General features: G+C 70.8%; 12 protein-coding genes. 2 read left to right on the forward strand and 10 right to left on the reverse strand.

The window, feature by feature from the left end; all coding sequences use genetic code 11:
• Window positions 1-57: 57 nt before the first annotated feature.
• The 4 genes from AB0I60_RS02935 to AB0I60_RS02950 form a co-directional block, all read right to left on the reverse strand.
• Window positions 58-822, reverse strand: a complete 765-nt coding sequence (locus tag AB0I60_RS02935; RefSeq protein ID WP_360725754.1) for a 2,3-dihydro-2,3-dihydroxybenzoate dehydrogenase — start codon at window positions 820-822, stop codon at window positions 58-60.
• 817 nt (window positions 823-1639) lie between these two features.
• The gene (locus AB0I60_RS02940) at window positions 1640-2713 is read right to left on the reverse strand and encodes a maleylacetate reductase (RefSeq protein ID WP_360725496.1); all 1074 of its coding nucleotides are present in this window, start codon (window positions 2711-2713) and stop codon (window positions 1640-1642) included.
• A 2-nt stretch (window positions 2714-2715) separates the two neighbouring features.
• A complete protein-coding gene (locus AB0I60_RS02945; protein ID WP_360725497.1) occupies window positions 2716-3651 on the reverse strand; it encodes a dioxygenase in 936 nt (311 codons plus the stop codon).
• Between the two features lie 188 nt (window positions 3652-3839).
• On the reverse strand, window positions 3840-4619 hold the full coding sequence (locus AB0I60_RS02950) for an IclR family transcriptional regulator (RefSeq protein WP_360725498.1): 780 nt from the start codon (window positions 4617-4619) through the stop codon (window positions 3840-3842).
• Window positions 4620-4846: 227 nt separating this feature from the next.
• On the opposite strand from AB0I60_RS02950, the gene AB0I60_RS02955 reads away from it, so the two are divergent.
• The gene (locus AB0I60_RS02955) at window positions 4847-5461 is read left to right on the forward strand and encodes a hypothetical protein (protein ID WP_360725499.1); all 615 of its coding nucleotides are present in this window, start codon (window positions 4847-4849) and stop codon (window positions 5459-5461) included.
• An 82-nt stretch (window positions 5462-5543) separates the two neighbouring features.
• Here AB0I60_RS02955 and AB0I60_RS02960 read toward each other — a convergent pair whose 3' ends face one another.
• From AB0I60_RS02960 to AB0I60_RS02985, 6 genes are all read right to left on the reverse strand, one after another.
• The gene (locus AB0I60_RS02960; protein WP_360725500.1) at window positions 5544-6824 is read right to left on the reverse strand and encodes an MFS transporter; all 1281 of its coding nucleotides are present in this window, start codon (window positions 6822-6824) and stop codon (window positions 5544-5546) included.
• A 320-nt stretch (window positions 6825-7144) separates the two neighbouring features.
• Window positions 7145-7771, reverse strand: a complete 627-nt coding sequence (locus tag AB0I60_RS02965; protein WP_360725501.1) for an MBL fold metallo-hydrolase — start codon at window positions 7769-7771, stop codon at window positions 7145-7147.
• Window positions 7772-7815: 44 nt separating this feature from the next.
• Window positions 7816-8553, reverse strand: a complete 738-nt coding sequence (locus AB0I60_RS02970; RefSeq protein ID WP_360725502.1) for an SDR family oxidoreductase — start codon at window positions 8551-8553, stop codon at window positions 7816-7818.
• 165 nt (window positions 8554-8718) lie between these two features.
• Window positions 8719-10101: an aromatic acid/H+ symport family MFS transporter gene (locus tag AB0I60_RS02975; protein ID WP_360725503.1), complete on the reverse strand. Its 1383-nt coding sequence runs from the start codon at window positions 10099-10101 to the stop codon at window positions 8719-8721.
• A 132-nt stretch (window positions 10102-10233) separates the two neighbouring features.
• The gene (locus AB0I60_RS02980; RefSeq protein WP_360725504.1) at window positions 10234-11880 is read right to left on the reverse strand and encodes a thiamine pyrophosphate-dependent enzyme; all 1647 of its coding nucleotides are present in this window, start codon (window positions 11878-11880) and stop codon (window positions 10234-10236) included.
• Window positions 11881-11921: 41 nt separating this feature from the next.
• On the reverse strand, window positions 11922-13418 hold the full coding sequence (locus AB0I60_RS02985) for an aldehyde dehydrogenase family protein (RefSeq protein ID WP_360725755.1): 1497 nt from the start codon (window positions 13416-13418) through the stop codon (window positions 11922-11924).
• Between the two features lie 429 nt (window positions 13419-13847).
• Here AB0I60_RS02985 and AB0I60_RS02990 point away from each other — a divergent pair, with 429 nt between their 5' ends.
• Window positions 13848-15047, forward strand: a complete 1200-nt coding sequence (locus AB0I60_RS02990) for an FAD-dependent monooxygenase (protein WP_360725505.1) — start codon at window positions 13848-13850, stop codon at window positions 15045-15047.
• Window positions 15048-15618: the final 571 nt, after the last annotated feature.

Genomic DNA, 15618 nt, shown 5'->3' on the forward strand with positions numbered 1-15618 from the left:
CTTAGGTTAAGCTAACCTAATATTGGCCTTCAAGTCCAGCACCCGAGCGGAGTGCCTTCAGGCGCGCAGCGTCGCGCCGCCGTCGACGTAGAGGTTCTGCATCGTGATATGCCGTGCCCGGTCGGAAACCAGGAACAGCACGGCGTCGGCGATGTCGGACGGATCCGCGATGCGCCCCAGCGGAATGCCCACCCGGAACCGATCCGGCGAACCGGCGATGACCTGCTCGGCACCGTTCTCGTCCGTCCACAGCAGACGCTGCATGTCGGTGTCGGTCGAACCGGGCGAGACGATGTTGCACCGGATGCCGTACCCGGCCAACTCCAGACCGAGGCACCGGGTGAGCATGGTGGCCGACGCCTTGGAGGCCGCGTAGGCGGCCATCCCGGCGCGCGGCACGCCCGCCGCGTTCGACCCGACGGTCACCAGCACCCCGCTCCCGTGCTCGACCATCCGCCGCGCGAGCGCCCGGAGCACGACGAACACGCCGGTCGAGTTGACCGCGAACGTCGCCGCCCAGTCGTCGTCGGAGGTGTCGAGCACCGAGCCGAGCCGCAGCACACCGGCCACCGGGACGCCGATGCCGACCGGCCCCAGCTCGCGCTCCACCTCGTCCACCAGCGCGGCGACGGCGGCCGAGTCGGAGACGTCGGCGACGAAGGGCCGGACGCGGTCACCGGCGCGATCGCGCACCGCCGGGTCCACGTCCACGGCGGCGACCGTCGCACCCGCATCGACCAGCGCGTCCACCACGGCCGCACCGATACCGCGAGCAGCACCGGTCACCAGCGCGACCCGCCCCTCGACACCGCCCGATCCCACTGGTGAGCCCACCGGTCCCCCTCATCCCGTCATCGACTTTGCTTAGGCTTGCCTAATCAGCCCTTGATGTCCAGGGAGTGCGCAGCAGGGTGAGATGGATCATGCGCACGCGAGGCCACGTTCACCGGACTTCTCGCCCCCTCCGCGAGTCGGCGAAGACAGAGGTGGGGCGTTCAGGACCGATCCAGAGGCCCTTCGGGATCACGTCTGCTCCGTCCCGGTTCGGACGTTGAAAGTGAACGACGCTGGAACTTCGACGGAGACAGAAACCCGCGCCGACCGCGATGTCATCCGAGCACCCCTCGGCTGTTTGAGCGAGCTCAATGCAACAAATGTGCAATATGCGGCGGCCCACCCGGATCGCGGACCGCCCGGACGCACGACGAAGGACGCCCGGCACCACTCCCCGAACGCGCGCCGCACCTGGGTTTCCATTCACCACCACCGGTTTCCGCCGTCGCCGCCACCGCGCTCGGCCCGCGACGACGAGCCCCCGGAGGCGACCGGCCGTTCAGCAGCACCCCGGCACCCCGGACGTCACCCCCGCGTCACCGCATTTCCGGTCCCGGGTTCATTCGCGGGCAAAAGAAAGCCGACCCCGACCGACCGGCACGTGCTCGAACCGGGCGTCGCCTCCCCCCGCGCAACGGCGACGGCCGGACCGCGGCGGCGGTGGACATCGCGGTTATCGCCGCCGAGGTCGGCCACCGGGACGAGCTCGAGGAGCTGCTGCCGGTGCTGCTCCGGACGCCGGGGCGATCGGGCGCGACTACGACCTGGTCGACGCCCCGCCACAACGGCTCGTCCACCGTCCCGGTCACCGGTCGGGCGCGGGTGGCTCTCCGCTCCAGGCGGCGCGGAGCAGTTCCGCCACACCCTCGTAGGTCACGGGCGCGGGATTCACGTAGGGGTCCCGGAGCACCTCCTCGGCGATGCGCCCGACGTCTGACTCGGCCATCCCGAGTTCGCCCAGCGACCGGGGTGTGCCCAGCCGGCCGGACAGGTCCCACAGCCGGCGTGCCGGATCCGGTGCGTTCCACGCGCGGGACAGGGCCTCGATCGCGTCGGGAGCGGCGTCCTGGTTGTACGCGAGCGCGTGGGGCAGCACGACGGTGTGCGTCGCGGCGTGCGGCAGGTCCAGCACGCCGCCGAGCACATGGCACAGCTTGTGGTGCAGCGACATCGTGGTGGCGCCGAGGCAGACCCCGCACAGCCACGACCCGTACAGCGCCGCCGCGCGGGCGTCGAGGTCGCCGCTCCTGGCCGCCACCGCCGGCAGCGCTTCGGCCATCGCCCGTGCCCCTTCCTGCGCCATCAGGGAGATGATCGGGGAGCGGTCGGTGGCGTAGAGGGCTTCGACGGCGTGCGCGATCGCGTTGAAGCCGCTGGTCATCGACATCCCGACAGGCAAGCCGACGGTGAGTTCGGGATCGTAGAGGACGCTCGCGGGCAGCACCCGCCGGTCTCTGCCGGTCCGCTTGCGCCCGTTCTCGGTGATGCCCCACACCGGCGTCATCTCCGAACCCGCGTAGGTGGTGGGCACCGCGACCACGGGCAAACCGTGTTCCAGGGCGACGGCCTTGCCCAGCCCGATGGCAGATCCACCGCCGACCGCGACGCACCCGTCGGCGTCGAGTTCGACCGCCCGCTTCCCGGCCCGGTGCGCCACCTCGATCGGCACGTGCATCCGCGCCTCGGCGAGGACCCCCGCCGAGTGCGTGCCCAGCGCGCGGGAGATCACCTGCCCCGTCTGCTCCTGCTCGGGTGAGCACACGACCAGGACCCGGCGCAACCCCAGTCGGGTGACCTCCTCGGGAAGCTCGGCGACCGTACCGGCCCCGAAGCGCACGCGCATCGGGGCGGCGTCGTAGGAGAAGGAACGGAGGAACACGGTCACCGCACCCCTTCGTCGTCGGCGGGGCTCAGGACGACGTCGAAGTGCACGGTCCGGAACGGGTTCGGCAGACCGGCCTGCTCCGCGCGGGCCGGGTCGTCCACCTCCGGGAACTCGCGCACCAGGCTGGGCTTGACCCCGAACACCGCGTCGGAGTCGATGAACGGGGTGCCCGCCACGAACAGGTGGGTGGTCACCGTGCGGTAGCCGGGCGCGGACACCTCGAAGTGGATGTGCGCCGGCCGGTTCGGGTGCCGGGACGTCGCCTCCAGCAGCCGCCCCACCGGGCCGTCGGCGGGGATCGGGTAGTAGCGCGGCACGATCGAGCGGAACCGGAACCTGCCTTCGGCATCCGCGGTGAACAGGCCGCGCAGGTTCCCGTGCGCCCGCTCGTCGGCCCGCTGCACGTCGTAGAAGCCCTCGTCGTCGGCCTGCCACACGTCGACCTCCGCGCCGGGCACCGGCCGCCCGTCGGGACCCGCCACGCTGCCGGTCACCAGGCACGGTGTGCCCCGGCCGTCCTCGGCGATGGAGGCACCCAGCTCGCGCCGGGGCGAGGCGACCACGTGAAAAGGTCCCTCCACAGTGGACTCGGTGAGGTCGTCACCTGCCCGGTTGTTGAGCGTCTCGACCAGCATGGAGATGCCGAGGACATCGGAGAGCAGGATGAACTCCTGGCGCGTGGCGGTGCACGTCTGCCCGGTCGCGGTGAGGAACCCGATCGCGGCGGCCCACTCCTCGTCGGTGAGTTCGACGTCCTTGACGAAGTCGTGCAGGTGCCGCACCAGCGAGGTGAGCACCCGGTGCAGGCGCGGGTCGCGGGTGCCGGCGAAGCTCGCCGCCACCACCTCCGCCGATCGCTCCTCGCTGAACAGCTCGCTCGCCGGGACGGCGGGCGGTTCGGCGACGGTGCCGGACACGTCCCGTTGGGCCATGGTGGTCCTCCACATCTTCGGGTGGTGCGGGGCCGCCGCGGACGTCCCTGTCCCTCGGGCGGTTCCGGCAACCCGCAGTGACGCGCTCGCCACTGCCGGAGCGCAGCCGCAGTCGACCGGATTGTCACCGCGCTGGGCAGTCCCTGCCCAGCGCGGTGTCCGTTCAACGGACAGCGGACTGCCAGGTCTCACGCGTCGCGGATCCTGATCCCCGGACGCCACCCGAGGACGCGGGAGATGCCGAGGCCGCTGGCGATCAACGACGGGAGCGCGGCTTGGTGCTTCACCGACCCGGTGCGCACCACCACGGACAATGCCGCCACCACCGTGCCCTCGGCGTCCACGATCCTGGTCGCCACCGAATCCGCGCCGGTGGTCAACTCGCCCCGCACGCTCGCGGTGCCGGTGCGGCGGCACTCGGCGAGTTCGCCGCGCAAGGCGGCCGAGTCGACGACCGTGCGGGGCGTGTAGCGCCTCAGCGTGCCGGACAGCACACCGTCGACCAGGTCGCCACCGCCGTGGGCCAGCAGCACCTTGCCCACCCCCGAGCAGTGCAGCGGCAGCCGCCCTCCCACCTGGGAGACGAGCCCCGGCGCGCGCGGAGCGGACAGGCGCTCGATGATCACCGCCTCCTCGCCTTCCCGGACCGCAAGCTGCACGTGCTGGCGCAGGGCCGTGTACAGGTCTTCCATGAACGGCTGCGCGCTGGTGCGCAACGACTCGGTGAGGGGGGCCAGCGTGCCCAACTGCCACAGCCGCAGACCGATCGTGAAGCGGCCGTCGTGGTTCCGGCTCAACGCACCGACGTCCGCCAGCTCCATGGCCAGCCGACGCACGGTCGCGTGCGGCAGTCCCGTCCTGCGCACCAGGTCGGCGAGGCTCAGCGCGCTCTGATCGGGCTGGAACGAGAACAAGACCTCCAGCAGCCGCGAACTGACGCTCCGGCCAGGCTCGTTCGTGCGGGGCACGGCACGTCCTCCTGTCGGCAGCCGGTCCGGGAAGCCGAGTATGTCCATAGGATGGCCGATCGTGCCAGTCCGCCAACCCGATCGGGCAGCATCACGTGGTCATCGCAAAAGGCGCGAACGAGCGCACGGGCGAGACGCCCGGGGAAGACACCGGATCGCGGATCGCCGCGACGAACCGCGCCACCACTCGTGGCGACGTGGCCACGAACGTTTCCGAGGAGTGCGAGATGAAGGTGTTCAACGTACGGGACATCCCGGCCGGCGTCGACGCCGCGCTCGCGGCGGTGGAGAACCCGAGGCACCGGCACGTGCTGAAGAATTACCGCCGGCACGCGCTGCTGGAGGTTTCCGGACTGTGGCGGGACATCCTGATCCCCACGATGACCGTCGAGCACCCGGTCTACCGGCTCACCGAACGCGGCCGGACGACGGTGCTCGGTGGAATGGACGAGGTGCGTGGTTTCTACTCGGACATCGTCGGTCGCGGGGCGAACGTCTTCGGGGCGCTGGAGGAGCAAGTCGCCGTGTCGGACTACGGGATCTTCATCGAGGCCGGCTTCGCCCGGGTCGTGCCCGGCACCGACCCGGCGCTCGCCGGCGAGGGCGCCGACCCGGACGGCGTCTACCAGATCTCGCACCGGTTCGCCGCCGCCTGGCCCTACCGGGACGGGCGGCTGGTCGGCGAGTTCGTGTACGACGACACCGGCAGTTGGCGGGTGGACGAAGTTGCCCGGTCGGCGCTCGTCTCCCCGGCGGAGGCCCGTGAGGCGCTCGCGCCCTACCTGGCGCAGAGCCCCCTTTCGGAGATCGAAGGAGGACTCCGCCTGTTCCGGGGCGAATGACACCCACGTCCCGATGCCGACCGGGGAACGAGGTGAGCGCACTGCCGTGTGCGCGAGAAGCGCCGAGCCGCCCGTGGAACTCTCAGCGCGCCCGCTCTTCGCTGCCCGCATGAGCGGGCCGTGGGTCGCTCGTCGACCGGGACAGGATGCGGGGCGCCGTCTCCCGCAGACCCAGGCTCAGCAACACCACGATCGCCGCGCTCACCGCCGCGATGACCATCGCCGCCTGCAAACCCCACTGGTCCGAAGCCCACCCGGCCAGTACGGGACCGAACGTGCCACCCAGCAACTCCCCCGCCCCCATCGTCACTCCCACCACGGTCGCCAACGCGCCCGGCGGGACGGTTTCTGCGGGGATGACCGCCATGAACAGCGTGAAGCACCCGACGCCCGTGTAGGTCAGCATCATCGCCGCACCGAGGAACCACGCGTTGTCCACGAACAGCACCGCCAACGGGCAGCAGACCGCCAGGACCGTGCAGCCCGCCAGGGCGGGCTTGCGGCCGATCCGGTCCGAGATGGCGGGCGTGACGACACCCCACACCATCCAGGCGACGCCGAGGCAGGTCATCACCGTCCCCATCGTCCCCGGCGAGAACCCCTTCACGTTCAGCAGGTACAGCGGCGTGAACGTGACGATGGTGGAGAACCACGTGAGGTAGCAGACCGCGATGAGGGTGCACAGCACCACGTTGCGCATACCCAGGGCCTGGCGAACAGGCACCTTCGCCGCCGCCGGTTTCGTCACCGGGCCGGCAGTCAGGGGCACCGGCCGCTCGCGGACGATGACCGCCATCGCAGCGGCGATCAGCAGACCCGGCAGCAGCGTCACGAAGAACGACCAACGCCAGCCGACGGACTCGGCGAGCCAGATGAAGGCGAACGGCGCCGCGACGCCACCGAGCAGACCCGCCGAAGCGCCCTGGATCAGCCCCATGTTCAGCCCGCGTCGCTTCGGCCGGGACGCTTGGACCATCAGCGTCTGCGACAACGGGATCACGCCGCCCTCGGCCGCACCCATGAGGGCCCGCGCGACCAGCAGGCCGACGAAGCCCGAAGTAAGCCCGGAGACCGCGGAGATCAGCGAGAACAGCACCACGGCCGTGATCAGCAGCGGCTTGCGCCGCCCGAGCCGGTCGGAGAGCGCCCCCATGAGGATCGCGGACACAGCCCACGCGCAGGACAGCGCGCCCGTGGCCAAGCCGAGCTGCGTGGGCGACAGCCCGAAGTCGGCGTCGATGTAGGGCGCCAGGAAGGCCAGCGCCTGCCGGTCGAACAGGACGAAGCCGACGCCCAGGAACAGGACGGAGAGCAGGCGCCGCTCGTAGCGGCGTGCTTCGGGGTCGAGGCCGCTGGTCGTCATCGGGTCGCCACCGCGTTGGCGGAGGACCTCGGCTGCCGCTGGTGCTGTCCAGCGACCGAGTGGATCACCAGATATGTGGGCATCGTTGCCCTGCCTCTCCGTTGAGGATCGAAACGACGTTCGTGGGCCCGCAACGATCCCCGGACAGGGAACCGTCGGTGAGTTGGACGGAATCGTTGACGGCCGGGGGTGCCGAGGTTCCGGTCAGGACGCCGGACGTGCTTCCGACGAGACCTCGGCACCCGGGGCGAGCGGCTTCCCGCGTTGGCACCGGTCCACGGCAGCGGTCGACTTCGCCCGGCCCGTGTCCGCGGTGACCGCTACAGCCTGGTGGCCGCCCCTCGGTCCAGGCGGCGCACGACAGCACCGCCGACCGCGTTGCTCATCATGCCGATGTACTTCGCGGGGTCGAGGGTTTCTCCCTCGTGGATCGGGATGGCGACGCGGGGCGAGACCCGTCGCACGTAGTCGATGGACTCGGCGATCTTGAGCCACGGGCCGTCGATCGCCACTGCGAGCACTCGGACGTCCGCTGCGGGCTCGTGGAAGGAGTCCCCGGGGTGGAAGAACGCGCCGCCGTCGATCAGGTAGCCCAGGTTGACGCAGCCCGGGATCGTCTCGTGCACGGTCGCGTGGCGCCCACCGACGACCTCGACCACCGTGTCACCGAACCTGAGCGCCTCGCCCGGTTCGACCATCTGGTGCTCCGGCAGGCCGGGCATCGCCTCGCCGATGTCGCCCGGCACGACGAGCGCTGCCCGGGGACTCCTGGCCCGCAAGGTCCGGACCTTCTCGGGGTCCACGTGATCGGGGTGCTTGTGCGTGAGCAACACCGCGTCGACGCGTTCGACACCGTCGATGTCGGACATGACGCCGGGGTCGATGAGGAGCCTGGCGGAACCGGTGTCCACGAGCACACAGGCGTGCCCCAGGTGAGTGATGTGCAACTGCCTCTCCTGCATGGTCGGAAGGAAGTCGGGATGCGTCAGGGTCAGGTCGTGGTGTGGCCGCCGTCGACGTCGAACACCGCGCCGGTGACGAAGGTCGACCCGCGGGCGAGGAGGTACTCGATGAGGCCGGCGATCTCGTCCGGTTCGGCCCAGCGCTTGAAGAGTTGGCGGCCGGTGAGGATCTCCAGCCCCCGCTGCTTGTCCTCGAACGGGTCGAGGGCGGCTCGACCCAACGGGGTGTCCACCCCACCGGGGCAGATGGCGTTGCACCGGATGTTGTCGGCGGCGTACTCGGCGGCGACGCCGCGACTGAGCCCGATCACGGCGGCCTTGGACGCGCAGTACACGCTCAGGTTCGGCAGTGCGACCCGGCCGCCCACCGACGAGATGTTGACGATCGAGCCGTACCGAGCCGCGGCCATGACCGGCAGGACCGCCTGCATCGAGATCATGTGGGTCTTCACGTTGACCGCCATGACGCGGTCGAAGTCCTCGGGTGCGGTGTCCCGCAACGGCCTGGGCAGGGTGATGCCGGTCGCGTTGACCAGTCCGTCGATCCGGCCGTGTGCCTCGACCGTCCTGGCGACCAGCGCCGTCGTCACGCCTGCGTCCAACCCGTCGCCGGCCACCGTGATCGGCTCACGGCCGGCCTTGGCGACCAGCTCCGCGGTTTCCCGCAGCGCCGGCTCGTTCACGTCGGTCAAGGCCAGGCGCGCGCCGTGCCCGCCCAGGCGCACGGCGGTGGCCCGGCCGATGCCACCGCCGGCCCCGGTCAACACGACCACATCTGAATCAACGTTGTTCCCGGACAAGTGGCTTCTCCCCTGATTCGCAGTGACGGACATGGTTCAACTCCTTGCGCGGCAGTCCGGTCGGCGGCGACGAGCACCGCCGTACCTGCCGCATGGCGCTGTGCTCGACGTGGTGGCTCGGACCGGTTCCGGTCACGGGTGGTCGGGCGTGTGCGTGGTCGGGAGATGCGCGGCCACCGTGTCGCGCGAGCGGGTCGAGCGGTGTCGTGGCACCAGGACGGTGAGGATCGCCGCCAGCACCGCCGGAATGGCGAAGGCGTAGAAGCTCCAGTTGCCGGAGAGCGAGCCCGCGTCCATTTGCGTCAGGATGTAGCCGCCGTAGCTCGGGCCGATGATGGCGCCGATCCTGCCGACACCGAGTGCCCACCCGAGCGCCGTCGCGCGTGCCTGCGTGGGGTAGAGCCCGCCGATGAACCCGTTGACCAGGGTCTGGGTGTTCGAGCCGAATCCGGCGAGCGCGCCGATCAGGAGCAGCGGCGCGGTGGCGGGCTTGGTGATGAAGAGCAGGACGGCGGCGGCGGCGACGCAGAACGAGCAGGCGATGACGGGTTTCTCGCCGACTCGGTCGGCGAGCGCACCGGCGATGATGACGCCGGCGACAGCACCGATGTTGAAGACCAGCAGGAAGGTCAGGGCCGACCCCATCGAGTAGCCCGCGTTGCGCATGAACTGCGGCAGCCAGGTGTTGAGCCCGTAGACCAGCAGGAGCCCGATGATGGAGATGGTCCAGAGCAACAGGGTCATCGGCAGGCGGTGTCCACCCAGGATCATCTTGCCGGTCTCGATGAGCCCGCGTTCGACGCCGCTGACGGGTCGGGGTGCGGGCGTCGGCCCGGACGGTGCGTCGTGCCCGGTGAGGCCGAACCGTCGTGCGTAGGCCGCTGCCTCGTCGTGACGGCCTTTCGCCGTCAGGAAGGTGATCGACTCGGGCAGCATCCGCAGGGCGAGCGGCAGGACGAGGACCAGTGGCGCGGCCCCCACGACGAACATCATCCGGAACCCGCCGACGGGCAGCAGCACCAGCGCGAGGATCGCGGCGAGCACGCCACCGACCGAATAGCCGGAGAACATCAGTGCGTTGTTGAGCTGGCGACGCCGCGCGGGAGAATACTCCGCGGTCAGGGCGATCGCGGTGGGGACCACTCCCCCCAGCCCCAGTCCGGTGACGAACCGCAGCAGGGCGAAGACCTCCGGATCGGGTGCCAGTGCGGTCAGCGGCATGGCGACCGAGAACCAGACGAGGCAACCGATCATGACCCGGCGCCGGCCGACGATGTCGGTGAGCGTACCGACGACCAGCGCTCCGATCAGCATCCCGACGAGCGCCACGCTTCCGATGTGGCCGACGTCGGACGGAGTCAGCGCCCACGGCCGGTGAGCGAGCAGGTCGGGCACGACGGCTCCGTAGACGATCAGGTCGTAGCCGTCGAAGACGACGGTCAGGCAGCAGATCAGCAGGATCCACCGAGTACTCCGCGTTGCCTCACGACCTGTGTTCCCGTTGCGCGCGGACATTGTTCTTCCGTTCTCCTGAGGACATCACGACAATCCCGCAACCGTTTCCGGGAACACGTCGAGCACTACCGGCGAGCAGGGGACCCGGACCTGTCGTCGATCCTGTGAGCGAAGCCGTCAGCAGGCGCTCGGCTACCCGTAGGCCGGGTCGGCGGCCACCTCGACGTCGAGCACGAGCGGGCTCGTCCGGTCGGCGAGTGCCGGCAGGTGTTCAGCCAGTGTCGACGCCAACTCGTCGTAGTCGCTGATCCGCAGGGTCGGGCAACCGAGCCCCGCCGCGATCCGGGCGATGCTCACCTCGGAGAACGACGGCCACGGTGGTCTGCCCTGTCCGGACTGTTCCGCGAGCCGGTCCATGATGGCGTAGCCGCCGTTGGACAGCACCACGAGCAGTGCCCCGATCCGGTAGTGGGCGGCGCTCCACAGGCCCTGGATGCCGTAGAGCGACGAACCGTCACCGAGGACGGCCACGACGGGGCGACGTGGTGCTCCCAGCTTGAGGCCGACCGCCGCGGGCAGGCCGAATCCCAGGCCGCCCGCAGCCGCGCTCAGGAAACCGAGCGGGGCGCGAACGGGGACGCGGCGGTGCAACTCGGGCCGGCTGGAGGGCGACTCTTCGACGATGATCGTGTCCCGCGGCAGGTGACGGGCCAGGATGTCGAAGACGTGACCGGGCCGCAGTGGCTCTCCGGCTCGCGGAGGCACCAAGGGCGCCACGGGTGGGCGTGCGGCGCGGGAGTGCCCGCTTCGGGAGCGGACCCGGCCGACGAGGTCCTGGCAGGTCGCCGAGACGTCGGCGACGAAGGCGCGGTCGGCGATGCTGTGGTGGGTGTCGTCCGCGTACGGCGACACCTGGAAGACGGTGCTCGTCCCGGGGACCAGGTCCCCCGGCTCCCAGGGGTACTGCCGGAACACCGGTGCGCCGAGCACCAGGACCACGTCGTGGCCCGCCAGGGCGGAGCGCACCGCCGACCGTGCCGGCGGCAGGTGCCCGGCGAAGGCGGGGTGGTCCTGCGGGAAACCCGCGCGCGCACCGAACGGCTCCTGCCAGACCGGGGCACCGAGGCGGTCGGCCAGCGCGGCGACGGCGGCCCAGTTCGACTCGCCGTCGGCGGCGGACCCGACGACGAGTGCCGGTGCGCGGGCGTTGTCCAGGGCGACCGCGATCTCGTCGATCTCCGGGCCGAGGGTGGGCCGCCCGCGGCGGATGTCGATCGCCGCCGCCGCGCGGAGTCGCCCGGCGGGCTGGAGCCAATCGTCCATCGGCACCACGACCAGCGCCGGGCCTGCGCCGGTCACCGCCTCGTGGTGCGCACGGGCGATCGCGGCAGGGACGTCCTGAGCACGCGCGGGGTGGTTCGTCCACACCGGGTAGTCGCCCACCAGTCCGGTCAACCGGCCGGCGAGGAAGGGGTCGTGGGCGAGGTGGCGGCGGTCCTGCTGCCCGACAACGACCACCAGCGGCACCCTGTTGGTTCGGGCGGTCGCGAGTGCGCCTGCGGCGTTGGCCAGCCCAGCGGTCGTGTGGAGGTTGACGAAAGCGGGACGGTCGAGCGCGATCGCCCAGCCGGTGGCCATGCCCACGACAGAGCCCTCGTGCAGCGCGAGCGTGAAGTCGAGGTCGTCCGGAAGTCCGGTCAGGAACGTGATCTCCGTCGATCCGGGGTTGGCGAAGATCGTCGTCATCCCGTGGCGCCGCAGCACCTCGAACACCGTCTCGCGCACGGTGGCTCCCGGAACGGCTTCGCCGGCGACGACGCCGGCGTCCTCGGTGGTCATGTGGGTCGTCTCCTCGAGCGGAAGTCGGAACGGGCGCATGCTCAGATCGGGTAGTGGCGCTCGCCGGACTGCTGGGTGATCCAGCGCAACTCGGTGAACTCCTCCAGCGCGGCACGAGATCCGAACCGCCCCCACCCGCTGGCACCGACACCGCCGAACGGCATCTGCGGCTCGTCGTGCACGGTCGCTCCATTGATGTGGCAGATCCCCGACCGGATCCGGCGGGCCACGTCGAACGCCCGCCCGCCGTCGCGGCAGAAGACACTCGCCGCCAGCCCGTACTCGGTGTCGTTCGCGATCTCGACCGCTTCGTCCGAGTCACCGACCTCGATGATCGACACCACCGGCCCGAAGGTCTCCTCGCGGTAGATGCGCATGTCCGGGGTGACGTGCCGCAGCACGGTCGGACGGACGTAGAGGCCGTCGGCGGTTCCGCCGGCGAGTACTTCGGCACCGTGTCGCACGGCGTCCTCGACGAGCCCCATGACGTGGTCGCGGGCACCGGCGTGCACGAGCGGACCGACCTGGGAGGACTCGTCATCAGGCGGGCCGACGACGAGACTCGCCGCCTTGGCCGCCAGCCGGGAACTCAACTCGTCGGCCACCGGCCGCTCGACGATGACCCGCTCGGTGGACATGCAGACTTCACCCTGGTTGACGAAGGCCCCGAACCCGGCAGCTGCCGCCGCAGCCTGGAGATCGGCGTCGGCGAGCACCACGAGCGGCGCCTTGCCACCCAGTTCGAGGACCACCCGCGTCAGGTATCGCCCGCCCAGCTCGCCGATGATCCGACCCACCTTGGTCGATCCGGTGAAGTTGACCCGCGCGGTAGCCGGGTGAGCCACCAGGGCCTCGACGATCGCTGGTGCGTCTTCCGCGGCGTTGCTGATCAGGTTGACCGCTCCTGCGGGTGCGCCCGCGTCGTGGAGGATCTCCACGATGGCAGCCTGCGTGAGCGGCGTCTGCTCGGAGGACTTGAGCACGACGGTGTTGCCGTACACCAGTGGCATCGCCACCGCGCGGACGCCGAGGATCAGCGGCGCGTTCCACGGCGCGATCCCCACGACGACTCCGGCGGGCTGGCGAATGCCGAACGCCGTCAAGCCCGGCACGTCGGACGGGATGACCTCGCCTACGGCGGAGTACGCCTGTGCCGCAGCTTCGGCGAGCATGCCCTGTGCGACACGGACGTTGAACCGGCACCACGGCCGGGTGGCGCCCATTTCGCGCCCCATGATCGCCGACAGGTCCCCCGACCGCTCACCGAACAGCTCGGCGGCCCGGAGCAGCACCGCCCGGCGCTGCGCCGGTGGCAGTCCGGCCCAGTCGGGCAACGCTGCCGCCGCTGCCTCGACGGCACGGTCGGCGTCGTCCACCGTCGCCGCCGCGACCTGTGCGATCGGGGCACCGCTGACCGCCTCGACGGTCTCCACGTATCGGCCGCCGTGCGCCGGCAGGAACCGACCGCCGATGAACAGGTCGGACCTCCCCGTGCGCAGGAGCTCTCTTCGGTCGACCACAACTCCGGGGGATGGCATCGGCCCACTCCTGCACGCTCGACGGATGTGACGGCGACCGCCTGGCCGCCCAGCGAGTGTCTGCAGCCGTGAGGGCCGGAACAACGCACCGGTTCATTGGATGAACAAGTGGTGCGGGCCTTCGTAGAAGGTCACTTCGTCGGGCTTTCCCGCGCACGGCTCCCGTCACCGAGTGGTCGCGCCCGGCAGCGGCAGCCGCAAACCGGCGGACCCACGCACTCCGGTGAGAGCAGCGATGCGAGGCGACGGGATCTCACGCTGACTCCCGGCCCCTCGCGCAGAGACCGACGGCGCAACCCGGCCGAACGCGCCAGGTGTCCGTTCAATGACTTGCGACGTCTCGTGGGCAGCCACGCACAGGCAGCATGTGCGCGACGAAGCAGTCCGTTCCCATGCGCGGATCGCGCCGACATCCGGAGGAACCCCAGAATGGCAGCAGGCACGATCGCAAAACCCAGGATCGCGATCCTCGGTGGTGGCATCGGCGGACTCGCGACTGCGGCGTTCCTGCACTGCCAAGGTCTCCCTGCGACGGTGTACGAGCAGGCACCGCGCCTGGCCGAGGTGGGCGCCGGCCTCGTGATCGCCCCCAACGCCGGGCGACAGCTCCGCAAGCTCGGCGCGTTCGAGTACCTGCGCGAGCGCGTGGTCCGGCTCGACACCGGGTGGGAGTTCCGCCGCTGGGAGGACGGTCGGGTCCTGTCTGCGGAGAACCTCCAGACGGCCTGCTGGGACCTGTACGGCGAGCACACCTACACCGCGCACCGAGCCGACCTCCTCGCCGCGATCCGCTCACGAGTACCGGCCGGGCGTGTCGAGCTCGGCCGGAAGTGCGTCGACCTCGACACAACCGGTGACACGTACCGGATCCGCTTCGCCGACGGCCGTTCGGCCGAGGCGGACATCGTGATCGGCGCGGACGGTGTCCACTCCACCGTGCGCGGCACCGTCTTCGGAAAGGCACCCGCGACGTACTCCAACATGTGCGCGTTCCGTGCACTGGTCCCCGCGGGTCGGGCCCCGGACTTCGCCCGGCGGCCTACCCAGACGCTGTGGATCGGTCCCGGTCACCACCTCGTGCACTACCCGGTCTCCGCAGGCGAGTACGTCAACCTGGTCGCTTTTGCCCCCGCGGGCGACTACACCGTCGAGTCCTGGACCGCGACCGCCACCGACGAGGAGTTCCTGGCCGAATTCGCCGGCTGGGACCGGCGCCTGACCGGGTTGATCCGTGCCGCAGGCACACCGGGACGATGGGCCCTGCTGGATCGCGCTCCGCTCACGCGGTGGTCCGACGGCGGCGTGACGTTGCTCGGTGACGCCGCGCACCCGATGTTCCCGTTCTTCGCCCAGGGAGCCGCACAGGCGATCGAGGACGCCGCAGTCCTAGCGGGCTGTCTGGCCGGGGACCTCGACGACCCCGCCGCCGCGCTGCGCCGATACGAACAGCTCCGAATCCCCCGTACAACTCGCCTGCAGGCCGTCAGCCACGGTCGGTCCCACGTCAACCACCTCCCCGACGGCCCGGAGCAGCAGGCCAGGGATGCCGCGTTCGCACAGCAAGACCCCCTGGTCGCAAATGAATGGATCTACGGCTACGACCTCGACGCCGCCGTCGCACGGGGATGACCGGCGGCATCGCCGGCGGAACTCGTCCGGTTCCCCGGCCCGAGCTCTCGGGATCGTCGGGGCTCGGCACACCGGGCTGGTCGGCACCACCGCCACCGGGTTCCGTTCAGCGGCGTCGAGGCACTCGGCAGCGACGCCGGGTGCTGGTGATCGACGCCATCCGGATACCCCGACCCGCCGGAGGCCGTCCGCGCACCCGCCCGGACCGGATCCTGGCCTCAAGGCCAAAGGCTCCCGCAGCGGACGATCGGGTATGGGTCCGAGTGCGGATGGGGTGAGTCGGTGGCGAAGCCGGTCTTCGGCTGAACTCGGGCGTTGCGCCGGCGCACGAACGAACCGATGGCGGCGTTCTGTTCGGCGTGGGTGCGGTGGTCGGTGCCGTTGAGGGCGAAGTAACGCAGAGCGGCGACCCCCCTCGGTCCAGTTCAGCCGGGAGGTGCAGGTCGGCAGGAACACCGACTCGACGTCGTTGTCGCCCGCCCGGTCGCGGACGTCGGGGCCGGTGCGGGGAGAAGTCGTCCCTGACCAAGGGGAGCCGCTGGTCGGGCCAGCGAGCGTGCGTTTTCTCGAG

The sequence above is a fragment of the Actinosynnema sp. NPDC050436 genome (genome assembly GCF_040655415.1).
In the GTDB taxonomy this organism is placed as follows: Bacteria; Actinomycetota; Actinomycetes; order Mycobacteriales; family Pseudonocardiaceae; genus Actinosynnema.